27 protein-coding genes and 1 tRNA gene are annotated in these 26,259 nt (G+C 37.2%); 16 read left to right on the plus strand and 12 right to left on the minus strand.

Annotated features, from left to right (window positions below; genetic code table 11):
• The first annotated feature begins 60 nt into the window (after positions 1-60).
• The 3 genes from tpiA (at position 61) to CA834_RS09755 (ending at position 2,124) form a co-directional block, all read left to right on the plus strand.
• A complete protein-coding gene (tpiA, locus tag CA834_RS09745) occupies positions 61-810 on the plus strand; it encodes a triose-phosphate isomerase (RefSeq protein WP_094968519.1) in 750 nt (249 codons plus the stop codon).
• 146 nt (positions 811-956) lie between these two features.
• Positions 957-1,793 (plus strand): 50S ribosomal protein L11 methyltransferase, encoded by an 837-nt coding sequence (gene prmA, locus CA834_RS09750; RefSeq protein WP_094968520.1) that lies wholly within the window; start codon positions 957-959, stop codon positions 1,791-1,793.
• Between the two features lie 55 nt (positions 1,794-1,848).
• Positions 1,849-2,124: an ATP-dependent Clp protease adaptor ClpS gene (locus tag CA834_RS09755; protein WP_094968521.1), complete on the plus strand. Its 276-nt coding sequence runs from the start codon at positions 1,849-1,851 to the stop codon at positions 2,122-2,124.
• A gap of 64 nt (positions 2,125-2,188) precedes the next feature.
• Here the strand turns inward: CA834_RS09755 and CA834_RS09760 are convergent, their stop codons facing one another.
• The 7 genes from CA834_RS09760 to CA834_RS09790 form a co-directional block, all read right to left on the minus strand.
• The gene (locus CA834_RS09760) at positions 2,189-2,458 is read right to left on the minus strand and encodes a heavy-metal-associated domain-containing protein (RefSeq protein WP_094968522.1); all 270 of its coding nucleotides are present in this window, start codon (positions 2,456-2,458) and stop codon (positions 2,189-2,191) included.
• Positions 2,459-2,463: 5 nt separating this feature from the next.
• Positions 2,464-2,670, minus strand: a complete 207-nt coding sequence (locus CA834_RS09765) for a YgaP family membrane protein (RefSeq protein ID WP_094968523.1) — start codon at positions 2,668-2,670, stop codon at positions 2,464-2,466.
• 30 nt (positions 2,671-2,700) lie between these two features.
• Positions 2,701-4,107: an MBL fold metallo-hydrolase gene (locus tag CA834_RS09770; protein WP_094968524.1), complete on the minus strand. Its 1,407-nt coding sequence runs from the start codon at positions 4,105-4,107 to the stop codon at positions 2,701-2,703.
• 74 nt (positions 4,108-4,181) lie between these two features.
• Positions 4,182-4,985 (minus strand): sulfite exporter TauE/SafE family protein, encoded by an 804-nt coding sequence (locus CA834_RS09775; RefSeq protein ID WP_094968525.1) that lies wholly within the window; start codon positions 4,983-4,985, stop codon positions 4,182-4,184.
• Entirely contained in the window at positions 4,985-5,401 is a 417-nt protein-coding gene (locus CA834_RS09780; protein ID WP_094968526.1) for a DUF6691 family protein, read from the minus strand. The genes CA834_RS09775 and CA834_RS09780 overlap by 1 nt, the downstream gene beginning before the upstream one ends.
• Before the next feature lie 2 nt (positions 5,402-5,403).
• On the minus strand, positions 5,404-5,961 hold the full coding sequence (locus tag CA834_RS09785; protein ID WP_094968527.1) for a YeeE/YedE family protein: 558 nt from the start codon (positions 5,959-5,961) through the stop codon (positions 5,404-5,406).
• Between the two features lie 57 nt (positions 5,962-6,018).
• A complete protein-coding gene (locus CA834_RS09790) occupies positions 6,019-6,654 on the minus strand; it encodes a Crp/Fnr family transcriptional regulator (RefSeq protein ID WP_094968528.1) in 636 nt (211 codons plus the stop codon).
• An 86-nt stretch (positions 6,655-6,740) separates the two neighbouring features.
• Here CA834_RS09790 and CA834_RS09795 point away from each other — a divergent pair.
• Positions 6,741-6,814: transfer RNA gene (locus CA834_RS09795), tRNA-Arg, on the plus strand.
• A 443-nt stretch (positions 6,815-7,257) separates the two neighbouring features.
• Here CA834_RS09795 and CA834_RS09800 read toward each other — a convergent pair.
• Together CA834_RS09800 and CA834_RS09805 are read right to left on the minus strand one after the other, a co-directional pair.
• A complete protein-coding gene (locus CA834_RS09800) occupies positions 7,258-7,710 on the minus strand; it encodes a pyridoxamine 5'-phosphate oxidase family protein (protein ID WP_094968529.1) in 453 nt (150 codons plus the stop codon).
• 141 nt (positions 7,711-7,851) lie between these two features.
• Positions 7,852-8,010: an SsrA-binding protein gene (locus CA834_RS09805; protein ID WP_094968530.1), complete on the minus strand. Its 159-nt coding sequence runs from the start codon at positions 8,008-8,010 to the stop codon at positions 7,852-7,854.
• 557 nt (positions 8,011-8,567) lie between these two features.
• Here CA834_RS09805 and CA834_RS09810 point away from each other — a divergent pair.
• On the plus strand, positions 8,568-10,526 hold the full coding sequence (locus CA834_RS09810) for an endonuclease (RefSeq protein ID WP_094968531.1): 1,959 nt from the start codon (positions 8,568-8,570) through the stop codon (positions 10,524-10,526).
• Positions 10,527-10,559: 33 nt separating this feature from the next.
• Here the strand turns inward: CA834_RS09810 and CA834_RS09815 are convergent, their stop codons facing one another.
• Complete coding sequence (locus CA834_RS09815; RefSeq protein ID WP_094968532.1) at positions 10,560-12,647, minus strand: M56 family metallopeptidase; 2,088 nt, start codon at positions 12,645-12,647, stop codon at positions 10,560-10,562.
• A 2-nt stretch (positions 12,648-12,649) separates the two neighbouring features.
• Positions 12,650-13,009: a BlaI/MecI/CopY family transcriptional regulator gene (locus CA834_RS09820; protein ID WP_094968533.1), complete on the minus strand. Its 360-nt coding sequence runs from the start codon at positions 13,007-13,009 to the stop codon at positions 12,650-12,652.
• Positions 13,010-13,171: 162 nt separating this feature from the next.
• Between CA834_RS09820 and CA834_RS09825 the strand changes: the two genes are divergently transcribed.
• Positions 13,172-14,128, plus strand: a complete 957-nt coding sequence (locus CA834_RS09825; RefSeq protein WP_094968771.1) for a calcium/sodium antiporter — start codon at positions 13,172-13,174, stop codon at positions 14,126-14,128.
• A gap of 57 nt (positions 14,129-14,185) precedes the next feature.
• On the opposite strand, the gene CA834_RS09830 is transcribed toward CA834_RS09825, so the two are convergent.
• Complete coding sequence (locus CA834_RS09830; RefSeq protein ID WP_094968534.1) at positions 14,186-15,202, minus strand: glutamine synthetase beta-grasp domain-containing protein; 1,017 nt, start codon at positions 15,200-15,202, stop codon at positions 14,186-14,188.
• Between the two features lie 175 nt (positions 15,203-15,377).
• On the opposite strand from CA834_RS09830, the gene CA834_RS09835 reads away from it, so the two are divergent.
• From CA834_RS09835 to CA834_RS09885, 10 genes are all read left to right on the plus strand, one after another.
• Positions 15,378-17,564 (plus strand): glutamine synthetase III family protein, encoded by a 2,187-nt coding sequence (locus tag CA834_RS09835; RefSeq protein WP_094968535.1) that lies wholly within the window; start codon positions 15,378-15,380, stop codon positions 17,562-17,564.
• A 226-nt stretch (positions 17,565-17,790) separates the two neighbouring features.
• Positions 17,791-17,916 (plus strand): hypothetical protein, encoded by a 126-nt coding sequence (locus CA834_RS14785; RefSeq protein WP_262508274.1) that lies wholly within the window; start codon positions 17,791-17,793, stop codon positions 17,914-17,916.
• A 217-nt stretch (positions 17,917-18,133) separates the two neighbouring features.
• Positions 18,134-18,784, plus strand: coding sequence for a Curli production assembly/transport component CsgG (locus tag CA834_RS09845; RefSeq protein ID WP_240507559.1), 651 nt, complete (start codon positions 18,134-18,136; stop codon positions 18,782-18,784).
• 39 nt (positions 18,785-18,823) lie between these two features.
• On the plus strand, positions 18,824-20,023 hold the full coding sequence (locus CA834_RS09850) for an AIR synthase related protein (protein ID WP_094968537.1): 1,200 nt from the start codon (positions 18,824-18,826) through the stop codon (positions 20,021-20,023).
• Positions 20,024-20,027: 4 nt separating this feature from the next.
• Positions 20,028-21,029, plus strand: coding sequence for a DUF3078 domain-containing protein (locus tag CA834_RS09855; protein WP_094968538.1), 1,002 nt, complete (start codon positions 20,028-20,030; stop codon positions 21,027-21,029).
• Positions 21,030-21,354: 325 nt separating this feature from the next.
• Positions 21,355-21,897, plus strand: coding sequence for a hypothetical protein (locus CA834_RS09865; RefSeq protein ID WP_133085483.1), 543 nt, complete (start codon positions 21,355-21,357; stop codon positions 21,895-21,897).
• Positions 21,898-21,970: 73 nt separating this feature from the next.
• Entirely contained in the window at positions 21,971-22,669 is a 699-nt protein-coding gene (locus tag CA834_RS09870; RefSeq protein ID WP_165764788.1) for a CsgE family curli-type amyloid fiber assembly protein, read from the plus strand.
• 12 nt (positions 22,670-22,681) lie between these two features.
• Positions 22,682-23,101, plus strand: a complete 420-nt coding sequence (locus CA834_RS09875) for a curli assembly protein CsgF (RefSeq protein WP_094968542.1) — start codon at positions 22,682-22,684, stop codon at positions 23,099-23,101.
• 30 nt (positions 23,102-23,131) lie between these two features.
• A complete protein-coding gene (locus tag CA834_RS09880) occupies positions 23,132-24,514 on the plus strand; it encodes a CsgG/HfaB family protein (protein WP_094968543.1) in 1,383 nt (460 codons plus the stop codon).
• 91 nt (positions 24,515-24,605) lie between these two features.
• Complete coding sequence (locus CA834_RS09885) at positions 24,606-26,117, plus strand: carboxypeptidase-like regulatory domain-containing protein (RefSeq protein ID WP_165764789.1); 1,512 nt, start codon at positions 24,606-24,608, stop codon at positions 26,115-26,117.
• Positions 26,118-26,259: the final 142 nt, after the last annotated feature.

Below are 26,259 nucleotides of genomic sequence, written 5' to 3' on the forward strand. Positions count from 1 at the left end.
TTGTTCTATATTATCTTATTTTTATAACTTTTAATGTAATACATTCAAAACACCATAATTATGAGAAAACAAATTGTTGCAGGGAACTGGAAAATGAATAATGGTCTAATACAAACGGAATCTTTGATCACGGAATTAAAACAGCAGGTTAAGACATCAGAGGCTGAGGTTATGATAGCACCTACGTTCACGAACTTATGGCATGCTTTTCAATCCACCAAGAACACCCACATAGAAGTTATTGCGCAAAACATGCATTTTGCTGAAAAAGGGGCCTATACCGGGGAAATAAGCGCGGGTATGCTAACAAGCCTTGGCATTAATACTGTTATTTTAGGGCATAGTGAGCGCCGGGCCTACTTTAATGAAACCGACGAGGCTCTAGCCAAAAAAGTAGATACGGCTATAGCCCATGACATGCGTGTTATTTTCTGTTTTGGTGAGGAATTGGCAGATCGTAAAGCGGGAAATGAAGACACGGTGGTTGAAAATCAAATTAAAAATGCCTTATTCCATCTTAAAGGAGATGCCTTTAACAATATTGTTTTAGCTTACGAACCCGTCTGGGCCATTGGTACAGGGGAGACCGCTACTCCAGAGCAGGCTCAAGAAATGCACGCTTTTATCCGTAAGACCTTGGCAGAAAAATACGGCAATAATGTAGCAAATAACGTGTCCATTCTTTACGGAGGAAGTGTAAAGCCCGATAACGCTAAGGAGATTTTTTCCAAACCTGATGTTGATGGTGGTTTAATAGGTGGCGCTTCTCTTAAAGCAGAGGATTTTTATGCTATTGTGAACGCATTTTAGAAGGTTTGTAGAATTCGCTGAAGATGAATTTCTATAACTTCCAAAGGACGTGTCTTCACATTAAATGGAAGAATTAGAATGGGGTTTCAGCCGTTGATATAGCATTCAATTTAAGGATTTAAGTAGTGAATTAGGGTAAGGGCATCATGTCAAATATGATTTATTTAGGATACGAGTTTAAAATTAAACCATTGCAGCCAGGAACAGAAATCCTAATTGCGGAATTGGGCTATGCCGGTTTTGAGAGTTTTATAGAGACGACGACAGGTGTTATTGCATATATTCAAAAAAACGATTGGTATCCGAATATTCTTGAGGATATTTTTATTTTAAAATCCAAAGAATTTGATATTTCCTTCTCATTCAAGGAAATACAGCAAACGAATTGGAACGCGGAGTGGGAAAAAAGTTTCCATCCCATAACTGTTGCCGATAAAGTGACTGTCCGTGCACCGTTTCACAGTGCGCCCACTACTGAATTTGATATTATAATTGAGCCTAAGATGAGTTTTGGGACAGGTCATCATGAAACCACACATATGATGGTTGAGCATATTATAAAAAATGATTTTAAAGGTAAATCCGTTTTAGATATGGGCTGCGGAACTGGTGTTTTGGCCATATTAGCTGAGAAAGTAGGAGCCTCTAAAATTGATGCTATTGATATTGATAATTGGTGTTATTTGAACAGTCTGGAAAATGCAGAACGCAACAATTGCAAAAATATCTCCGTCTATGAAGGAGATAGCCAGCTTTTAAATGAAATGTCCTATGATATTATTATGGCGAACATCAATAGGAATATCCTCTTACAGGATATTGAACGTTATGCTAAATCCCTTAACAAGAATGGCTTATTGTTTTTAAGCGGTTTCTACAAAGCCGATATTCCAATAATAGAGAAACAATGTAATTTGTTTATGTTAAAATTGAATGAAATTATTGAAAGAGGGCAGTGGATATCATTAAAATTTATAAATTAGTTGACGTTCGTGTTAAAATCATGACCTTTTAATGTGTCATTTTTAAGCATATGCTATGAGTACCAAAGAAAAACAATCGGAAGAATTACTTCTAGAAGAAGAAGTTATTAAACAAAATGAAATAGTGTTATTCAATGATGATGTCAATACGTTTGACTATGTTATTGATACGTTGATTACGGCCTGTGACCACACCCCAGAGCAAGCAGAACAATGCTCAATCATAGTGCATTATAAAGGAAAATGTACTGTTAAGACAGGTCCTTATGACGACTTAAAGCCTAGGTGTTCTAAGCTGTTACAAGCCGGTTTGAGTGCCGAAATAGTATAAAAAAAGCCTGCATATAGCAGGCTTTTCTGATTTTGTACCTCTAATCATTAAAAAATGGTAGAGATTATTTTGTTATTCTGCCAACGGCACAACTCACAAATGATTTAGCTTTTTTTGGGAATGAATTGGATTCGCCCACCATTGGATAGCCCAAATCGGATAATTTTTTTCTCACCAGCTCAAATTCTTGTTCAGAACCATGACTGAAACTGACTTCGTCAGTATCGTTATTTACGGTGACATCAGAAACATGATTTAATTTTGAAAGCTGCGTAATAATGGTATTGGCACAGCCGTGGCATTTCAAATTTTGAATTTTAACTGTGGAAGTCATATCTCCTATTTTTTAGTGCTACAGGTACTCTTTCCTAAAGCAGCGTATAAAGGGCAGAAGTTAGCAAAACTTGTTATAACTAGTACCATTGCCACAGCCAAAAGGATAATAGAGGCTGTACCTGTAATAACTTCAAAGTAACTTAATAAAACAACTACTGCTGCTATTAATACACGTATGGTCTTATCTAAACTTCCAACATTTTTTTTCATGATATTTTAATTTTGTATTTATTTAATGACCTATAATTTTGATGGGCAAACAAATGCCGTTGTTGGTACATCTGTTTTGTTAATTGAAGTAAAACCACCAGCTATGTCAACAAGCTTATCAAAACCGCGCGCCTCTAATATGGACGCAGCAATTACGGAACGATAACCACCAGCACAGTAAATATAGTAAGTTTTGTTTTTATCTACTTTATCCATTTGGTCGTTGATATAATCCAAGGCAAAATGTTGGGCATTCTCTACATGAGATGATTGGTATTCGCCATCTTTACGAACATCCAATACATTAATATCTGAAGCTTTTGCCCTTTTAGAAAATTCTTCAGCTGAAATTGATTCTATGGTCTCAACGTCTTTGCCAGCAGCTTTCCAAGCTTCAATACCACCTTCAAGATAGCCTAAAGTATTATCATAACCTACACGGGATAATCTAGTCACTGCCTCTGCAGATTTACCCTCTGGAACCACCAAAATAATAGGTTGTTTTATATCTGTGATTAAGGCGCCTACCCAGGGTGCAAATTGGCCGTTTAAGCCAATAAAAATAGAATTTGGTATGTGAGCTTTAACAAATTCAGATTCTGGTCTTACATCTAAAACCAATGCGGACTCATGATTAGCCATGGCTTCAAAGTCTTCAGGGCTTAAAGGGGTATCACCAGTTTTAAGAATGGTGTCGAAAGCGTCGTATCCCATTTTATTCATCATGGCATTTTTTGCAAAGTATTGTGGTGGTGGGGCAATGCCATCTAGAACCTCTTTTACAAATTCCTCCTTGCTCATATCAGCCCTTAGGGCATAATTGGTTTTCTTTTGTTCACCTAAAACCCCTACTGTTTCTTTACTTAGGTTTTTACCACAAGCAGAACCGGCACCGTGTGCCGGATAAACGATGACGTCATCAGCCAGCGGCATTATTTTGGTTCTTAGGGAATCGTATAACATTTTGGCTAAATCCTCTTTAGTTAAGTCAGATTTAATAGCTAAGTCTGGCCGTCCTACATCTCCAAGAAAAAGGGTATCTCCCGAAAAAATAGCATAGTCTTTACCATTTTCATCTTTTAATAAATAGGTTACGGACTCAAGGGTATGACCAGGGGTATGCAATACCTTTATGGTTAATTTTCCAAGTTTCAATTCTTCACCATCACGAGCTGAATGAATATCGTAATCTGTTGTGGCGCCTGGTCCAAAGACAATGGTAGCACCTGTTTTTTTTGCCAAATCTACATGTCCTGAAACAAAATCTGCGTGGAAATGCGTTTCTAGGATATATTTTATTTTGGCATTATTAGATTTTGCCTTGTCAATATATTGTTGCGTTTCTCGTAATGGATCTATAATAGCAACTTCACCTTCAGACTCTATGTAATAAGCCCCTTGTGCTAAACATCCTGTATATAATTGTTCTATTTTCATTTTCAACTAGTCTTTATTTTTTACAAAATTACAAAACTACAATTTTTCAAGTGTGATAATAATCACTTTAACTCTCAGAAGAGTTCTTTATAAATAATATAAAATGCCATAATAAGAGTAAAATAGCCAAACCCTTTCTTCAATTTTGTACCACTTATAAATTTAGAAATATAAACACCAATAATTATTCCAACAATTGATAGAGCTGTAAAAATAAGCAAGAAACTCCAATCAATGCTTAAGTTAGACAAGTCACCTAAAAACCCAATTAAGGATTTTACGGCGATAATCAATAAAGAGGTGCCTACGGCTTTTTTCATGGGTAGCTTGGCTAAAACGACTAAGGCTGGTATGATTAAAAACCCCCCGCCGGCCCCAACGATTCCCGTGAGAACACCAACCACAATACCCTCTAATCCGATGAGGGGATAATTGTAAATGATGTCGCTAGTTTCGTCATCATTGCTATTGTTTTTAGGTGTACGTATCATCGATAAGCTTGCCAAAAGCATAACAATGGCAAAAAAGACCATGATAAAAACAGCGTTAGTCACCTCAAAATCGCCAACCGTAAAAACTACGTCGGGAATCAAGGAGACTAGAAAGCGTCTTGTGAGATAAACAGCAATTAAAGCCGGAATAGCAAAAACCACTGAAGTTTTTAAATCTACCAATCCCTTTTGGAAGTTCTTAATGGCACCGATTACTGAAGTCACACCTACCACAAAGAGCGAATATGCCGTAGCTATAATGGGGTTGAGACCAATTAAATATACTAGAATAGGAACTGTTAGGATAGAGCCACCACCTCCAATAAGACCCAGCACAAGTCCAACGATGAGGGCGCCCAAATAACCTAGAAGTTCCGTCAATTCCATTAATGTGGCAGTTTAGATTGTATAGCCCCATAAACGTAAGTTCCAAAAACAGCAGCTATAATTACGATTAACATTGTAAAAACACCAGTGCCGACCAAAATATACATTGGTCCAGGACATGCGCCGCATAGGGCCCAACCAAGGCCAAAGATACTTCCTCCTATAATATAGCGCACAAGGCCCTTGTCTTTAAGGGGTACCCTCAAATAAGTACCTTCTGTTGTCTTCAATTTCATTTGTTTAGACACCAAGAGTAAAATTATACCTGTAATTACAGCACTTCCAATAATGCCATACATGTGGAAGGACTGGAACTTAAACATTTCAAAAATGCGATACCAAGAGACCGCTTCAGATTTAACTAATACGATTCCAAAAAATATACCTACCAAAAAAAACTTTAAATACTTTCCCATAATTAAAATAAGATTGGATAAATGAGATGAATCATAATTAAACCGCCTATAAAGAATCCTATAACCGCTATTAGCGATGGTAATTGTAGGCTACTTAGACCAGTAATAGCATGGCCTGACGTGCATCCTCCTGCATAACGGGTGCCAAAACCAACTAAAAAACCTCCAATGGTTAGAATAAGAAACCCCTTTAAACTAACCACTGCATTCCAACTAAACAACTCCGTTGGTAATAAGCTCTTGCCGACATCGTGAAACCCTAATTTTTCTAAATCTGTTATGGCAGCTTGACTTAACTCTATATCTATTGGATTAGATAAAAAATTATGAGCAATGTAACCACCAACTATAGCACCACAAACTACAATCAGATTCCATTGGTGTTGCCGCCAGTCAAAATCAAAAAACTTCACACGCTTACCTGCACCACCTATAGAACAGAATGTACTTAAGTTAGACGACATCCCAAAGGTTCTCCCGAAGTACAAAAGTAGAAACATGACAATTGCGATAAAAGGGCCGCTCACATACCAGGGCCATGGTTGTAAAATGTATTCCATAGTCAATCTGTTTTACAAAATTAGAAGTATAAAATATAGATAGTGTGACAAAAGTTACTAAAAGTCCAGAACAGTAATCTTATTTCGACCGAGTTCAATTCGCCCTTCTTTTTCCAATTGTTTCAAAAGTCTAGAAACCACAACCCTAGAGGTGTTTAAGTCTTCCGCAATCTCTTGGTGGGTCATTTCCAAGGTTGTTGAAGCGGAGAGTTTTACGTGGTCGATAAGGTACTTGTAGAGGCGTTTATCCATTTTCATAAAAGCCAAGGTGTCAATGGTTTCAAGCATTTCGTCAAAACGAATTTGATAACTTTGAAGTATAAAAATGCGCCAACTTTCATTGGTTTGAAACCAGGCGTGCATCTCATTAATCGGTATCATGATAACGTCCACATCTTCATCGGCAATGGCACGGATTTTACTCACTGCATTGGCCATGCAGCAGGTTAGGGACATGGCACATGTGTCACCAGATTCTAGGACATATAGCAATAATTCATTCCCATCTTCATCTTCACGAAGAACTTTAATATTTCCCCGAATAAGAAGTGGGATGAACTTTAGTTCTTGGCCTATGTCAATAATGATATCGTCTTTTTTAAAGGTCTTTATTTTAGCGACCTTTTCTATATTATTCAGAATCTCTTCATCGAAGAGATAACTAAAGGTTTGAAGTTGCTCTTGTGAAATCATGTTTCAAAAATAGGCAATTCCATTTTTGAAATAAATAGTTTGGTTGTTTTTTAAGTTTTATGTTATATTTGCACCCACTTAAAAACGGCCTCGTGGCGCAACTGAATAGCGCATCTGATTACGGCTCAGAAGGTTACAGGTTTGAATCCTGTCGAGGTCACGAATAAATCCTTCAAATTAGAAAAAACGCCAAGCTTGCTTGAGCGTTTTTTTGTTTGAAGGATTTTCAAAGCGTAGCAAAAAGGATGCGATAGCAATCCTGCGGCGCTTTGATATGGTTTTAACTGCGCGCGAGGTCAGCCTAGCGGAAAGGATGCGATAGCAATCCTGCGGCGCTTTGATATGGTTTTAACTGCGAGCGAGGTCAGCCTAGCGAAAAGGATGCGATAGCAATCCTGCGGCGCTTTGATATTGTGTTAACTGTGCGCGAGGTCAGAGGAGCAAAAAGGATGCGATAGCAATCCTGCGACGGTTTGATACGGTGTAAGCTCTAAGTGTTGTTAGGCGAGTCTAGGATGGGTAAAAATCCAAAGGCTTCCGGACACCAATTAGATACCATATTTTGGAATATGGAATTGTTAATGACGAAAGTGCGTCTTTTTGTTATGACCGCATTTTCCCTGTAAGTTCTTCAATCCTTATCAAGAATACTATGGGGATGTCCTCTGCATAAATTTTACTCGAAAATTCGCTGATGTAATCTAGGTCCTTGTTCTCTGTGTCCAGAATGATTTTCTTTATGCCTAGGGAAAACTCGTGCAGATATAGTTTAGCTGTACCGCCGTTAATTTCATCATAATTACCATGTACTAGAACTGATTTCCACTTGTTGGATCTGAAAATTTCAGCCACGGTTAACGAAATGGAAATCTGTTTGCGCATAGCTCTAATCTTGTGACCTAACCCAGAATAGCAGATGATATAATTCTCTTTTTTGTTAAAAAAATAGGTTATAGGTACAGTGTAAGGCCTTTTATTCTCAATGTAAGATAGGTAACCGACATAATTACGCATTAATACGTCCTCACAGTGCTTTTGGTCTAGACTCTTCATCATTTGAATAGGATTTAACCATGAAGTTAAAGTTAATACAGTTTATTTCAAATGACTTAAGTCAGTTTTTGAAAATGTTTAAAGACAGCAAGATTTAGTGCTTAAAAAAAGGCAATTTATAGGGTGCTTTGAAAGGCGTTGGAATTATTTTGAATCTAAAGCATTCTTCGTAACGTAAGTGCGCCAGCCTATTATAGCTAGCTGTAGTTTTGACGCTTTGCTCAAATCTAATTGCCGCTTAGTGTAAGACGGTAGAACAGTTTTGTTTAATTTTGCCAATAGCCTAAAGATCAGTTGTTTCATTCTGCATGATTCTAAATCTTCGGTAAAAGTAGTAAAACTTATCCTAGAACTAAGTTTTACTATATTTAGGTTGGTGTGCTTAATGTTGGTTATATCGATAAAATAATATCGATGATTAATTTGGCTAAAACTATCATAATGTCTTTGGTTTAGAGTTTAATTAATAATATTTGTTCTGATTGAGTATCCAATATATAGTATGGATGAATAGTCCTCCAAATGATTTTATTATTTTCTGCCAAATTGAATTTATTTTTATAACTAAAAAAACCATATATGTTATATAAATATACCATACGCCTTATAGTAAGTAATAAAATGTAATAATAATAGGGGTTTATGATTTCAAATATAAATAAATGAAGGGCTTTTTTTAGGTGTTTTTGAAAAACGTAGAGGCTAACTATTTCAAAATAGTCCTTTATTTACGATTTGATCTTTTTGGTTGCCTATGTTGATGCCTTTGCCCCTCGAAATAAGGACAAAAGAGTTTAATTTATTTTTTGGGTAATCTTTAGGCCTGATATTACGATTATATTTGTTCAAAATTCATTTTCATGAAACTGTTTTTATCATTATTACTTTTTTTAGTATCACTTTGTAGCATGGCACAGGATTTAATTATTAATGAACTTGATGCGGATACGCCTAGTACGGACACGGCAGAGTTTATTGAGCTGAAGTCCACTGTACCTAATTTCACCACTGACGGATTTATTCTGGTATTTTTCAATGGATCGAGTAATGGCGGTGATTCCAGTTACTTAGTTATTGACCTTAATGGTTATGTCACTGACAATAATGGATTGTTGGTTCTAGGGGGTTCTGAGGTTGTGCCTTACCCTCAAGTCTTACTGGCAGACAATATAATACAAAATGGTGCTGATGCTGTTGGGATATATCAGGCTTCTATTGACGATTTTCCCGAAGGAACGCTAGCCAACCAAAATAATTTAATTGACGCTTTGGTCTACGGTACCAATGACGCTGTCGATACAGAGCTGTTAGCGCTATTAGGTGAAACCGTGCAGTATAATGATAATGGTACAACAACTACCCCTAGGTCTATACAACGTTTTGTAGATGCCATGGGTAACGAAAGCTACGTTGCTGATACACCCACACCAAGAGGTGAAAACGATGGGTCGGGAATCCCTATCAATCCCATAGCGATTTCAGTGTCCCAAAGCCAATATAATGAAGGTGATGTATTTGATATTGTCTTTACGGCTGAAGTAAATCTAAGTTCCGACTTAAATTTCACTATTGGACTTAGCAATGGTGGGTTTGACACCGCTGATTTTACAGGAAACCTTAATCTTACAATCCTAAGTGGTGCTAATTCAACTTCAACAGCAATAAATCTCATTAATGACACAGCGGATGAAGGCGATGAGGTATTGCGAATTCAATTTTTGGACTTGGTAGAACCTATTGTACCTGCAAATAACAATATCGAAATTAGGGTGGTAGATGATGATTTTACAATGGCTCAGTGGGGAACACCTGTAAATCCTACTACTGGACTCGTTGCAAGTACACAACCCAATGGTTATTACAATAGTTTAGACGGTTTGGCAGATATAGAATTGAGGCAGGCCTTACAGAATATTATCGCAGATCCATCTATGGTAAGGGCACAAACCTATGCAGATGTTATTGATATTTTGTTAGAAGCGGATGAGAACCCTATGAACAGTAATCAGGTATGGTTGGTCTATTCAGAAGAGGGCCGCCCTAAATTAGATTTACAGACGGGTAGTAACAGCACAGGCAAATGGAACAGGGAACATACATTTCCACGTTCTCGAGGAGGGTTTGATAGTATAGAAGAGGATGATATAGCTGATGGGATTGATATCTTTTGGACAACAGAGGCCGATTCTCTGCGCCATGGCAATTCTGATGCTCATGCGTTGAGAGCTGCCGATGCTGCGGAAAATAGTTCTCGTGGCAATCAACATTATGGGGAATATGTTGGACCCACAGGAACCTTGGGAAGTTTTAGAGGAGACGTTGCAAGAAGCGTTCTTTACATGGAGATAAGATATAATGGGTTAGAAGTGGTTAATGGCTTCCCAGATACGGTTGGTCAATTGGGAGATCTGGCAACACTTTTAGACTGGCATAGGAATGACCCACCAGACGATTTTGAAATGAACAGAAATAATATTGTCTATCAATGGCAGCGCAATAGGAATCCGTTTATAGATCAACCGCTTTTGGTCGAATATATTTGGGGTGATAACGTTGGGGAAGTTTGGAATCAACCGCTTAGTATAAACGTTAACACCCTATCGGAATTGATAGTTTACCCTAATCCGGCGAAAGACCATGTATTTATTTCAGGATTGTCAAATACTACTAAATTCGAGATTTGGACTGTAGATGGTACATTAGTACAACGGTATACCTCCATTGCTCAGCCTTTGCAACTGAATTTGGCTCCAGGCCTCTATATAATGAAAGTTGAAGAAGGTCATCAATCTGTAACACGGAAATTGGTAGTTAAATAAAGAAGGTGACCCTTTGCAGGTCACCTTTAGAGTTTAATCGTTTTTGAAATTCATTTCACTAGTACGTGCAATAAGTGAGCCTTCGGAAATTCCATATTCTATTCCCGGAATACCGTCATCATTTTTCCAAGAGGCAGAACTTTCGTCACCAGAATTGTGCTTTACACTGATTTTGATACGAGTAATTTCCCCAGCTTTGTTACGTCTGATTTTTGAATACTTTACCGTAATTCCAGCTTGCTCTAATAGAGTTTTGTTTTTGTCTAGGATTCTATCTGGCGTATACTTAGTAATGTAGGCCAGGGTGGCATTTTTACTTTCGTCGTCACCTATGTAAGCCACGCTACTTACTTCCACTCTGTCAATAACCCATTTTGCTTTTTCCTTGGAGCTAGACCCTTTGGTTTCTACTATAATTACACCGTTTTTGCCTTTTTCACCATAAGAAGTATCTGTGATGGCCATATCGCCTTGTATAACATTAATCGATTTTATTTTATCTGGTTTTATATTATTTAAATCTTTATATTCAAGCACCTTGCCATCTACTACTACTATTGGCTTATCTGGTCTATCCAAAACCAATTTTATTCTGTCAATATTATCAGAAGTGGGATTTGGTATGTATATCTCTGATCCATTTATTTTGGTAGTGATAGTATCAGATATGCTATAAGAGGTACGATTATTTTCGCTATTTTTTGGGTTTGTCGAATCCGATCTATAGCCTTTGACAATATAAATTGTGTCAGTAATCCTTGTGTTTTTAGGGTTTTCAATAATCTCTTCTACTATAATATCGTCTTTTTTAATAACTTTAACCCTGGCATCTTCACTATCTTTAATAATTACTTCATGATGGCCATCACTTTTATGGATGATTGTGTGTTTACCGTCATGTTTAATGTCATCAATCAGAATTTCCTCCACAATCACAATATTATTTTTTTTATCGACAGCACCAACACCAAAACTGCCATCCTTTGAGGATCTAAAGTAAAAATCAGAGATACCATCTTCTTTTTTTATGGCATAATTGGCCGATCCGTTTTCGGTATTGAAATCTACGTCAATTGAAGAAATGTAGCCATTAGAATTACGTTTCAGTTCTTTTATTACCATGGTAATTCCATTAGACTTCAATTCTCTCTTAATGTCCTCCAGTTGTGTGTCAGTTGTAGCCTTGGTAAAAATAATTTCAATTTGTGGATTTGAGTCTGCATGATCTGCATGTATTGCAGTTTTAGAGGGTGTTTCAACATAAACCTCCTTGGTATTCATGCTCATTAAGACGAGCGCTAATAATGGGATAATTAAGGCATATCGCCATTGCTTTTTAGACTGTGATCTTGATTTTTGTAACATAACTATTCGTTCTTTGATTAATGAATTATAAAAATTATTGGTCAATGCGATATTGTGATTAACAATACTTGTTTTCAACAGCAATTTCTGGTAGGCTTTACAGTTTTGGGCTATTTCCTGGGTCTTAAAATCGGCGATGTATTCTAGGTTTTGCTTGGTCGCCTTTCGATATAACCATACTATGGGATTAAACCAAAAAATGGTGTAAGCTAGCTCTATTAAGATAATATCGATGGAATGTAATTGGTTTACATGCACTTTCTCATGGGTGAGCATCATATGCAGCTCGTCGTGGTCAAAGGAATTGGGATTAAAGACGATCCACTTAAAAAATGAAAAAGGCGATATTTTATTTTTGATAATAACATAGGTGTAAATGCCATCTTTTCGTTTAGGGTGTGATATTAAAAGTAGGGCTAGGGACCCAAATTGAAACAAGAATTTCAGGAGGAAAATCACTAACCCCAAATAATAAATAATTGGTACAACAGATTGCCATTCAAATTCCGCTTTATCCGTACTGGGTGTATCCACTAAGTTTGTGCTCTGCTCTAGCGCAAGAGAGGAATAAGGGACCGGTGAGGATTCAATAGGTATTTCTACAGTAATAACAACCAATGGTAGTACTAGGGCAGTAAAAACACCAATCAATAGAAACCAGCGGTTATGGTTGAAGAAGGTTTCTCGCTTTAAAAAAAGTGAGAAACACAGATAAAAAATGGCGATGACGATGCTAGCTTTTAATAAATATTCCATGTTCAGTCCTTTTTTTCAATTAAGGCTATAATCTCCTTTAGTTCATCGACACTTATTTTTTCTTCTTTAGCAAAAAAAGAAACCACATTCTTGTAGGAACTGTTGAAATAGTTGTCAATTGCCGAATTCATAAAACGCTTTTTGTAGTCTTCTTTTGAAACAATAGGATAGTATTGGTGGGTTTTTCCATATGCTGTGTGATCTACGTAACCTTTTTCCTCAAGATGCCTAATTATGGTTGATAAGGTGTTGTAATGTGGCTTATCATGTTTTATTTCAGCAAGTACATCCTTGACAAAAGCCTTTTCTAAATGCCATAAGATGTGCATTATTTCTTCTTCTTTATTGGTTAGTTTTTGCATAATCGCACCGTTTTAAAAGATAATTAAAATCAAATATAACTACTTTTTTAGTTTTATAACTATAAAAATAGTTATTTAACGAAAAATTTAGTTTTAGTTTCTAAACCAATCATGTCTTATCTTCGCAACTTATTTCAATAAGATATTGATTATAACATGGCGATGAGCATTTTTTTGGTATTGGTGGGGCTGGTATTGTTAGTTGTCGGTGGTGAGTTTTTAGTGAGGTCGTCAGTGGCACTTTCTTTTAAATTAAGACTTTCAAAGTTGGTTATTGGCATGACCGTTGTTTCCTTTGCAACATCCGCTCCAGAATTATTGGTGAGTATGCAAGCTGCATTCGATGGGGTGTCGGATATTGCTTTGGGGAATGTCATTGGCTCTAATATTGCGAATATTGGCTTGGTTTTGGGAATTACGGCAATTATCTCACCTTTAATAGTAGAACGTGATTTTTATCGCTTGCATTGGCCCATGATGATGCTATTGTCTTTTGCACTCTATTTCTTTTTAAAAAATGATCTCTTGTTGAGTGCTATTGAGGGGGGGATTTTTTTTATCTCACTATGTATATTTCTGTTTTTTTTAATCAGGAATTCCAGGAGATCTTTGTCTGCTGTTTCGGTTGGTGATGAGGTCGATGATGCGCTTTCTAGAGTGTCAAATTTTAAAATCATAATATGGCTTTTAATTGGTGCTGCCGGCTTGTATTTTGGATCAGAATGGCTGGTACAGGGTGCGAAGCAGTTAGCCACATCTGTTGGAATTAATGACTATGCTATATCGGTAACGGTAATTGCTATTGGTACAAGTGTCCCTGAACTAGCAGCATCGGTAATTGCGGCCATTAAGCAGGAAAAAGCTATTTCTATAGGTAATTTAATAGGCTCAAATATCTTCAACATTTCCTCGGTATTAGGCCTTACGGCGATGATTAAGCCTATTCCCGTTAACCCTGAAACCCCTGAGATTCTTTCAACCAATATTTTTTGGATGATTGGTTTCGCTGCTATCTTGATTCCATTGATGTTGCTTCCTAAGCGTTATTTTATTAGTAGAGGTAACGGTTTTCTATTATTAGTTGCATACTTGGGCTTTATCGTCTTAACCTTTATATAATAAAAAAACCCGCTTTATTCAAGCAGGCTTTTTATTACTTTCATATTCTAGTAGAACCTATACTTTAGCGGTTTTGACGGTTCTAACAATTCTTCCAGCTACTTTGTATGGATCTGCATTAGATGCTGGTCGTCTATCTTCTAACCAACCTTTCCATCCTTTTTCAACGGTGATAATTGGTATTCTAATAGAGGCCCCTCTGTCCGAAATGCCATAGCTAAACTCATCAATGGACTGCGTCTCATGTTCTCCTGTCAAACGCTGATCGTTAAATTCACCATAGACCTCAATATGTTCCTTAACAACTGGTCTAAAAGCTTCACATATTTTTTCATAAACCTCTTGGCTACCACATGTTCTCAATGTTGAGTTTGAAAAGTTAGCGTGCATACCAGAACCGTTCCAGTCCATATCTTTACCAAGTGGTTTTGGATGATACTCTATATAGTATCCGTATTTTTCGGTAAGACGGTCTAATAAATAGCGGGCGACCCATATCTCGTCACCAGCTTTTTTAGCGCCTTTAGCAAATAATTGAAATTCCCATTGCCCTGAGGCAACCTCTTGATTAATCCCTTCAAAATTTAGACCAGCAGCTATACACATGTCGGCATGTTCTTCAACTAAGTCCCTGCCGTGGGTATTTCTGCCACCAACCGAACAATAGTATAGACCTTGGGGTGCGGGATAACCACCAACAGGAAAACCTAAAGGCAATTGTGTCTTTCTGTCCATGATGAAGTATTCTTGCTCAAAACCAAACCAAAAATCATTATCATCATCATCAATAGTAGCCCTTCCATTGGATACGTGAGGTGTGCCATCTGGATTTAAAACTTCAGTCATGACTAGGTAGCCGTTCTTCCTCGCTGGATCCGGATAGATAGCTACAGGCTTTAAAAGGCAATCAGAAGAATCACCAGTTGCCTGACGTGTTGAACTTCCGTCAAAAGACCAAATAGGGCAGTCTTCTAATTTACCACTAAAATTGTCTTCTACTTTAGTCTTACTTCTCATATTTTGAGTAGGTTTATAGCCATCTAGCCATATATACTCTAATTTCGATTTGCTCATCGTGTTTTTATTTTTAAAAAATTGACCGTACAAAGATTGTGTTTTTTTTATTTCGGTCAAAAAAATAAGGGTCTTTTAGATGAAATGTTATTAATAATTGTTGATAACCCCTTTTTTTTAAGGGTATGAATTACAAAATGTGCATTTTTCGTACTTTTGGCAAAAATTTTCCCATATGTCGACCTTACGTTTTTATGCCCTTAAAGCATCTTTAAATAGAAAGCCAAAATTCCTTGACGAGACTGAACGACGTTCTGAGCTTTTCGGGCGTCACGTTTTTAACGAAACGGCTATGCGCCAATATCTAACCAAGAGCGCCTTGTTACGAATTATAGAGGCCAAAGACAAAGGCACAAAGATCGATCGTTTAACGGCTGAACATGTGGCCACAGGAATGAAGGAATGGGCAGTTTCAAAGGGTGCCACACATTACACGCACTGGTTTCAACCATTAACTGGGGCAACAGCCGAAAAGCACGATGCTTTTTTTGAAACCATTGGAGACGGATTAGCTATTGAAAAATTTGATGGCAGTCAATTGGTACAACAAGAACCTGATGCTTCAAGTTTTCCGAGTGGAGGAATTAGAAATACATTTGAGGCAAGGGGTTATACCGCTTGGGACCCTACTTCTCCCGCTTTTATTTTAGGTACAACATTGTGCATTCCAACTGTGTTTGTGTCTTACACAGGCGAAGCCTTGGATTTTAAGACACCGCTCTTACGTGCGCTGCACGCAGTGGATAATGCAGCAGTAGCGGTATGTAAGTATTTTGATAAAAACGTAAAAAAAGTAAGTGCTTCCTTGGGTTGGGAACAAGAATACTTCTTAGTTGACAATGACCTAGCTAAATCGAGGCCAGATCTCGTTTTAACTGGAAGAACCTTATTAGGACACTCTCCTGCCAAGGGGCAGCAACTCGATGATCATTATTTTGGTAGTATTCCATCTAGAGCTATGGCGTATATGCGTGACTTAGAGCATCAATGTATGCTATTGGGTATTCCTGTTAAAACTCGGCACAACGAAGTAGCGCCTAATCAATTTGAATTAGCGCCTATTTATGAGGAAGCTAATCTCGCGGTGGATCATAATTCCCTGCTCATGGATGTTATGCAAAAAGTAGCTAGACGGCATGAGTTTATCGTGTTGCTCCATGAAAAGCCCTTTGCGGGTGTTAATGGGTCTGGTAAACACAATAATTGGAGCTTAAGTACAGATACAGGTGTCAATCTGTTATCGCCTGGAAAAACACCCATGAGTAATTTACAGTTTCTGACGTTTTTTGTCAATACCATTAAAGCAGTGCAAACCTATGAAGAGTTGTTAAGAGCTTCCATTGCATCTGCAAGTAATGACCACCGTTTGGGTGCTAATGAAGCACCACCAGCCATTATTTCCGTCTTCATCGGAGAGCAATTGACCAAAGTTTTGGAAGAATTAGCCACAGTCACAAAAGGTAAGCTGTCGCCTGAAGAAAAAACAGATTTAAAACTCAATGTTGTGGGTAAAATCCCAGAAATTTTATTGGATAATACCGATAGAAATAGAACGTCCCCTTTTGCTTTTACTGGTAATAAGTTTGAATTTAGAGCAGTGGGTTCTAAAGCAAATTGCGCTAACCCTATGACGGTTCTAAATTCGATTGTCGCCAAACAACTTTTAGACTTTAAGCTTGAGGTCGATACACTTATTAAGGATAAGGGCATGAAAAAGGATGATGCCATTTTTAATGTTCTTAGAGAGTATATCAAAACATCAAAAGCCATTTTATTTGAAGGAAATGGTTATAGTGAAGCATGGGAAAAAGAGGCTAAAAAAAGAGGGCTGAGCAATAACAAAACAACCCCTGATGCTTTGAAGGTGAAAATATCGACAGAGGCCATTGAACTTTTTGAATCTTTAGGGGTAATGAATAAGATTGAATCCCAAGCTAGGTACGAAATCGAAATGGAAGAGTATGTAATGCATCTTCAAATAGAAAGTCGAGTTATTGGTGATATCGCCCGTAATCATGTGGTTCCAACCGCTGTGAGGTATCAAAATATTTTGATTGATAATGTAATGGGTCTAAAATCAATTTATGGAAACAAATATATGGCCTTAGCTAAAGAACAGCTCTCTTTAATAGAACAGATTTCTTCGCATATCGAAGCCATAAATTCTTTGGTTACGACTATGACGGAGGCACGAAAAAAATTCAACGCAGAAAAAAATATAGATAAACGCGCCAAGGGTTATTGCGAAAACATTAAGCCAAGTTTTGAGGATATAAGATATCATTGTGACAAATTGGAATTAATGATTGATGATGAGCTTTGGCCCTTGACCAAATATAGAGAGCTTTTGTTTACCAATTAGTCGTAAAACTCTACACAAAAAAGCATTCATGTGTTGTGCATGAAGGTTTCCAACTACGTAGAACTACGTATAAAAAAGGGTATAATTTTGTTTTACATGTCGTTTGTCGATAACATTAAACTCCTTGTCGAAAACCCCATCGAATTAGTCAAAAAAACAAGTTTATCCATTTGGCAAACTTTTTTATTTAGTATTTTTGTAGTGCTATTAATCAATATTTGTTAAGATGAAAAAGTTACTGTTAAGTGTAGCTATTCTTGTGGGTGCAACCTTAATTCTTTCACAAGACAATTCAGAGGATTTAAAGGATATTTCTAAAGAGGATGTGGCAAGCATCCAAACGAAAATATAATAACGTTCTGATTTAATTGAAGTGAAATACAGGCAGATTGTGCCTTTAAGAATAAAGAAAGATAATCTCATTTAAAATGATGTTATCTTTTTTTTTTTGCCTATTAACTATAAGTTCCTATTCTAGGATATGTTATATTTTTCTATCTTGCGCAAATCTTTTTTTTTGACTTTAAATAGAATAACATTAGATGTTTTATAGTGGTACAAAGTTTCGCTTGAATTTAATTTTCTTTTTGCTTGGTGTAGGCTTTGTTTATGCTCAAGGAGATGTCTTGGATGATCGAAAATCAGAGTTCAAGAGGTTGACTTTTTACGATTACAGGGGCACTAATTCCATTGATTTGGCTTTTGGCACTTCAGTCCCAAATGGAGACCTGCTAGAGCCTCAATTTGAGATTTACTTTAAGGGAGGCTACAAGCTCCATTTTGCAGAGCATTTTAATTTAGGTGTATCTTACAGTAAGTACAATATTGCATTTAAGGATATATACAACCAAGGCTTTATGTCGTTTGATATAAATCTCGAATATCTCATGTTACCCTATAACAAATTCACACCGTTCATATATGCTGGCTATGGGTACAATGCGGCCAATTATTTTGAAAGTACGTCCAGCAAGGTCCAGGGAGCAGCGGGATTGGAGTATATATTTGCAGATCGATTTGGCTTGCGCTTGTTTGCAGAGTACAATTATGCTTTTTCAGATGAGCTAGATGGATTAATAGCGGGATCCGGTGACGATACTTTTATTAGAACGGGATTAGGGCTTCACATGTATTTTGGTGGTCGTAAGAAAAAAGAACGGATACGGAAAAAATTAAAAACGGTCATTAATTCCAATTTAATCGTACCTTATAATAAATAGCATTGTGTAGTTTTGCACAGCGAGCAAAAATGAGATAAAATGAGTGGTTCGGTTAGTAAAAGATATGCACAAAGAGGTGTTTCTGCATCAAAGGAAGACGTGCATAATGCCATAAAGCATATAGATAAAGGCTTGTTTCCGAAAGCTTTCTGTAAAATAGTTCCAGATTATTTAACAAACGATGAGGATTATTGCCTCATTATGCATGCCGACGGGGCTGGTACAAAGTCTTCGCTGGCTTACATGTATTGGAAGGAAACGGGAGACATGTCTGTTTGGAAAGGCATTGCACAAGATGCACTAATAATGAACATTGATGATCTGCTCTGTGTGGGTGCTGTAGATAATATTATGTTGTCTTCAACCATAGGGCGAAATAAAAACTGTATTCCAGGAGAGGTAATTTCTGCTATTATAAATGGCACAGAGGAGCTCATCGAAGGGTTAAGATCATTTGGTGTAAACATACATTCCACCGGTGGGGAAACTGCAGATGTTGGTGATTTAGTGAGAACTATCATCGTAGATTCAACGGTCACTGCGCGCATGAAACGTAAGGATGTTATCGATAATGCTAATATCGCTGAAGGTGATGTAATTGTAGGCTTAGCTTCCTTTGGAAAAGCATCATACGAAACCGAATACAACGGTGGTATGGGTAGTAATGGTTTAACCTCTGCTCGCCATGACGTTTTTTCGAAATATCTTGCCCATAAATACCCTGAAAGTTACGATGCGTCAATACCTGAAGATTTGGTGTATTCAGGAAAAACCTTATTAACGGACAGCATTGAAGGTGCTCCAATTGATGCTGGTAAGTTAGTTTTGTCGCCAACACGCACGTACGCACCAATTATAAAATCCATTTTAGACAAGCACGACAATAGTGAAATTCACGGCATGGTGCATTGCAGTGGTGGCGCACAAACAAAGATTTTACACTTTATTGACGACCTACACATTATAAAAGATAATTTATTTGCCATTCCACCGTTATTCAAGCTTATTCAAGAACAATCCAAAACAGATTGGAAAGAGATGTATCAAGTATTTAATTGTGGCCATAGAATGGAGCTATATGTTAAACCAGAACTGGCTGATGATATTATTACAATTTCAAAATCCTTTAATGTAGACGCTCAAATTATAGGTCGAGTGGAAGCATTTAATTCTAAAAAACATCCAGACCAAAGTAAAAAACTGACCATCAAGAGCACATTTGGTACGTTTGAATATTAGATGCATGAGTTACGGTAAACGCTCAATTCAACTATTTTTTTCGCTGTTATTTTTTACACTGGCACATGCACAGCCTAGCACCTTATTTTTAAAACCTGACGACACCAAGAACTACGGCTGGAAAACGCTTGATGAGGTGGGTCTCTATTTAAATCAGGTATCCTTTACTAATTGGAATTCTGGTGGAGCGAATTCAATTTCGGCCATTTTTAATGGTAGAGGCGAAGCCAATTATAAAACAAAAAAGTTATTCTGGAATTCCGCCCTATTACTCAGCTACGGTATTAACAAACAGGACGGAGAGCCCTTAAGGAAAACCGAAGATGCCATTTCTCTGATTTCTAATTTTGGTTATGAATTTCGGAAAAATAGCAACTGGTTTTATTCAGCAAGATTCAGTTTCAACACCCAATTTGCCAATGGATTTAATAATCCTGATGAACCTCCTATTTCTCGTTTTATGGCACCAGGCTACTTGTTTTTAGGGGCTGGGGTTGAATACGGTAGACAAATTGAAAAGTTCTCGCTTTATGCCTCACCGATAACGTTTAAAACGACTTTTGTTTTAGATGAAGATCTTTCTAACTCGGGAGCCTTCGGTGTAAGACCTGCTATTTTTGATATGGAGGGTAACTTGGTGCGGCAAGGTGATCGGGTCCGTACAGAATTTGGTATTCTCTTGACCAATCAATATCAGGGTCAATTGATGGATAATATTAAGTTTAATAGTCTGTTACGACTTTACTCGGATTATTTGAACAGCTTCGGAAATATTGATATCGAATGGGAGGTCAATATAGATTTTAAAGTCAATAAATACATAAGTGCCATGTTAGGGTCGCACCTTAGGTATGACAACGATATCAAAACAGAGGTTGTTAGGGATGAAATAACCAATGTAGACAGAGTCGTGACAGGGCCAAAGGTACAGTGGAAGCAACTTTTAGGTATCGGTGTTGTTATAGATTTGAAAGAATTTATAAAAAATGAGGAAGACACGCCATAATGATGTTTCCAATAGCTTCGATGTTGATGAATTGTTTTATGGATTTCTTAAGTATCTTAATTATTTTGGTAGTTTATTGGTAATTCCTCAATAAATTCAAGGCTTTTTTTACAATTTTCGATAAACACGCCAAATACTCGTTTATTGATTTTTTTATTCGCCTTATTATGTTTTCTTTTGTATAGAGGCGTAGTGAGTTTAAAAACAAGATGTTAGATAGGTTAAATTTTAATTTGGCCATTTGAAAATCAAATTGCATGTATATCTTAAGCTCTTGAATGTTCCAAAGCCGTTTTGTTTGATTATAGATTAAAAAAAGTCATTTATGAAAAATCTTTATATTAAGTGTTTAGTATTCTTTTTGGTTTGGTCGTTAATGTCTTTTTCTCAAGAAAAGAAAGAGATAGACAACCAAAAAACACAAGAGGTTTCTGATATTTATAGTTATAGGGAGCAGGTAACAAATTTTTTACAGATTTCTCAAATCGAAAATGCGTCAAACAGAAACCAAAATACTAATCTTCAAAACGATAGAAATATAGCTGTTATCAGACAGGTGGGAATTGCCAATAATGCCTTAACACAAACCATATCAAATTCCAGTGACATTCAATATACTCAAATAGGTATAAGAAATACCATTGAGAGTAAAAATAACATACCTAATATTACAGAGCGGGTGATGCAAACAGGTATAGGAAACTCACTTACTAATTTCTCTTACGGTACTATAGAGACTTCAAATCTCAACGTCATGCAAACGGGGAGCAATTTAAATTTTGAAAAGTTTGGGTCTAATGCTCAAACTAATGGTATGTCATTTAGGATGTTGGGTAACAACCAGACCCTCATCGTTCGCAGTTATTAAAACCCAATTTCTAGATTTGGCCTCAAACAAAATAATATCCGGACTCCTTTGCTTATTCCTATCGTCTACGCTTATGGCACAGATAACAAATAAAGATGTTGTCGCTAAAATCAAAACTGAGAAGGTACTAGACCTCATCACCATTACAGGAACAGTTGAAAGTAAGACACCAGTTATAAAAAGCTTGCGCTACGTGATGTATGTTTATAAAGAAAATCCCGAGACATCAAATGTGTCTAAAAATGAACAATCGGGAAGGATTGTCCTTCAGCCCAACGATAGAAAAGAACTTTCTCAAACTAGAATAAATCAAAACACCAAAGATAAAGTTACGGTACTGCTGTTAGTCTATGACTTAGATGACTACCTAGTGGCTAAAGATCGACTAGTAGTGCTTAACGATGATGAAAAGGGTAAAAAAGTGATTACTGTAGAAGAGGATGACGCAAACGAAAACGAGGGTTTCACGGGCTTTAGAGGTATTGTTATTGAAGACACAAAGACCAAACCTGGAAGGGACTTCTACTTGGATTTTTATTCTAATTATCGTCTAAAGGGAATAAATGGAAAAGAAGTTGTAAAAATTACCGAACAATTTAGTTTCGGGAGAAATACTATTATGGAAGTTAGTGTTGGGGGAACCATTGTATATAGATTTTTTGTACAGCCAACCCGAGACTTTATTGAGAAACAATCTGACCAAGCCATTATAGCAGTAGCCAAAAGGCTTATTGCTTTAGAAAATCAAAAAAACTTTATCAGACAATACTAAGAGCCAATCGTTATGAAAAAATTAATCATCTGTTGTTGTGTTATCACATGCTTTTGTATAACAGAGTCCTTCTCTCAACAGCTTGTTTACAGGCCTGTAAATCCAATGTTTGGAGGAGATACGTTTAATTATCAATTCTTGCTTCAAAGTGCTCAAGCTCAAAATTCATTTACTGCAAATAATGATGATCCTTTTGGAAGACAGAACGATTTAGAGCGATTTACGCAGAATCTTAACAACCAACTATTAAGCCAGATTTCCAGAACTTTATTCACACAGCAATTTGGAAGAGATGGGGAATTACGACCCGGTACCTTTACTTTTGGTACCTTGTCCTTAGAAATATTTGAAACGGCTGAAGGTCTCGTTATCGATATATTAGATACGAGTAACGGTGACCAAACACAAATTATTCTACCCGGTTCTAATTAATTAAATAACAGTCAACTTTTCCCCATATCTATGAGAAATTTCAACGGTATATTGTGCTTATTTATAATGGTAACTTTGTCAAGTTGTGGTACGTATTTTAATCAACCCGTTACTGAAGAGACAGCACGTTTAGGTGAAGATACGAGAGTAAGTAAAATATTGTCCGAACTGCCAGAGCCGCAGCAAAAGGTGGTGGTTGGAGTATATAACTTTAGAGATCAAACAGGGCAATTTAAACCTACTGATATTGGGAGTACGTTTAGTACTGCAGTTACCCAAGGGTCTACAGCTATACTATTAAAGGCTTTGGAAGATTCCAAATGGTTTATTCCCACCGAACGGGAAAATTTGAATAATTTACTCAATGAGCGTCAAATCATAATATCTACACGGCAAGAGTATGCCAAGGCTAGTGGAACAGCTCCAGAACGCTTAAGACCGCTGTTATTTGCTGGTATATTGCTAGAAGGTGGCATAGTATCCTATGATACCAATATTGTAACTGGTGGAATTGGTGCTAGATATTTTGGTATTGGAGGTTCTACAAAATATAGACAAGACCGTATCACCATCTATCTAAGGGCTGTTTCAACCTCAACGGGAGAAATATTAAAAACCGTATATGTCTCGAAGACTATTTTATCCCAAGCCTTAGACGCCAATTATTTTAGATTTGTTAGCTTTCAACGCTTGCTAGAGGCTGAAACGGGTTTTACACGTAATGAACCCATTCAATTAGCTGTGACCGAAGCTGTGGAAAAAGCAGTGCATTCCTTGGTTATAGAGGGAATTGCAGATAACCTATGGACACCAAGTGAAGATAACCAAAAGAGAGCCCAAGAATTAGTAGATAGTTATTACAATGAGAAAACCTTAGAGAGCGATACAAGATTATACGATAGGCTTTACAGGGAAAGACGGGGCAGGAGCGTTATTAGTCTTGCAGGTGGTATCAACGCCATTGACGGAGATTTACCTAACTCCACACCAGATATTTTTGGAAGACTAGGCTATAAGCGGTATTTAACACCACATTTAAATCTCAATCTGTCTTTAAACCAGTTTAATTTAAAGAATGAAGACCTTTTCGAGGACTCGTTTACCTCCGTTGATATCAATGCAGAATTTACAGTTTTACCGTTTGATAACCTTACACCATACATTTATTCGGGCGTTGGATTTCACGTACAAAGTGACTTTCCTTACTCGGACACCAAACTTCAAGTAGGTGTTGGTCTGGAGTATTTGATTAATGAAAGCCTTGGGATAAACCTACTGGCGGAGTCAAACTTCACCTTTAGCGATGAAATTGACGGTGTCATTAATGGGAAAAGGGACGACTTCTATTACCGATTCGGATTGGGTCTGAACATTTACCTGAACCCTCCGGTGCACAAGAGTAAACGAAAGTAAAGATTTGAAAAAGGATAACGGCTAAAGACAGTACAATGCCTGAATATCAAAGAAAAAAGTAATGATTTGGAGCAATCAAAATAAAAATAACATGAGTCAGTATATTAACAGGATAATCGTGATGATATGCTTCGCGAGTTTGGCGATGGGTTGTAGCGAAGACACCATAGATAATTTTGAGACCGGTACGCTTACGGGTATTGTGGTCGCTGATGGTACAAACGAACCTTTAGAAAACGTAAAAATTTCTACAAATCCTAATACGAGTACCGTTTTTACTGATGTTGAAGGAGCGTTTACCATTGAAAATATTCCCGTAGAGCAATACTCTGTCCAAGCAGAATTAGAGGGGTATTTAACCACATTTGAAGCGGCTGAAATCACATCTTCAGGTGCAGCGGTTAACGTGGTTTTTGAGCTCCAGGTGGAAACGGCGAATAACAGACCACCAAACACACCAGTTTTGGAGACGCCAGCAGACAATGCCGTTGATATTCCATTAAATACAACCTTGGTGTGGTCCGGTAGTGATCCAGACGATGATGATATTACCTATACCATAGAATTGCGGAATAATGTAGATGATGAAATCTTATCCTTTTCAACGGTAAACGATACATTAGTTGAAGTATCTGGTTTGCGCTTTGGTTTGAAGTACTTCTGGCAAGTTGGTGCTGAAGATGATATTAACGACGACGTCATCCAAAGTGAGGTTGGTGTATTTAATACTATTGCTTTACCAGAAAACCGATACGTCTTTGTCAGGGAAATTAACGGTAATAACGTGATTTTTTCAGCAGATGAGGAAGGTAATGAATTAATGCTAACATCTGCTTCTTCTAACAGTTACAGGCCGCGCCAAAATACCTCAGTGAATAAAATTGCCTTCTTATCTAATGTAGGCTCAGAAACTCATATTTTTATTATGGACGAAGACGGCTCTGACGTGACCCAAATTACCTCACAAGTTCCGGTTAATGGCTTTAAGTTAGAAGAAATTGACTTTGCTTGGACCCAAAATGGAGATCGTTTGATTTATCCTAATTTTGATCGTTTGTATTCCGTAAACATTAACGGCGAAGGACTGCAGCAAATTTATCAAACTACAGATGGTAGTTTTATCACCGAGGTCGTTATAAGCCAAGACGAGAGTATTACCGTACTTAAGACCAATGATGTTAGTGGTTATAATGTTTCGATTTTTACCATAGATAATTCGGGTGCCTTGTTAGATGACATCCTTTCTGGTGTTGATGGTGCTGCAGGAGGGCTAGATATTTCAGTGAACAACCAAGCGGTGTTGTACTGGTATGATGTGTCAGGGTTTGAAAGCCCAAACTACAGACAGTTGAATGCAAGGGTCTTTTTATTTGATAGGGCTACAGCAACAGCCGTAGACCTTTCAGACGGCAAACCCGGCGGTACCAATGATTTTGATTGTAGGTTTACCCCAAACGAGGCGGAAATTATATTTACCAATACCTCCAACGACGGGGTATCTCAAAAGAATATAGTCATCGCAGATACTGATCCGGATCAAATTAATAATGCTTCTGAAAGAGCAGTGTTTATTCCGAATGGTAAAATGCCGGATTATGAATAAATTTTTGATTATAACCCTTACAAGAAAAAAGCATTTAAGATATATCTTAGGTGCTTTTTTATTTATGGAACTATGTGCAACTTTCCGAAAGCAAGGCTTAAGGTAAATAGTAGCTATTACTTTATAAGTTTATAGAAGGGTC

This window comes from Winogradskyella aurantia (assembly GCF_002266855.1).
Lineage (GTDB): Bacteria > Bacteroidota > Bacteroidia > Flavobacteriales > Flavobacteriaceae > Winogradskyella > Winogradskyella aurantia.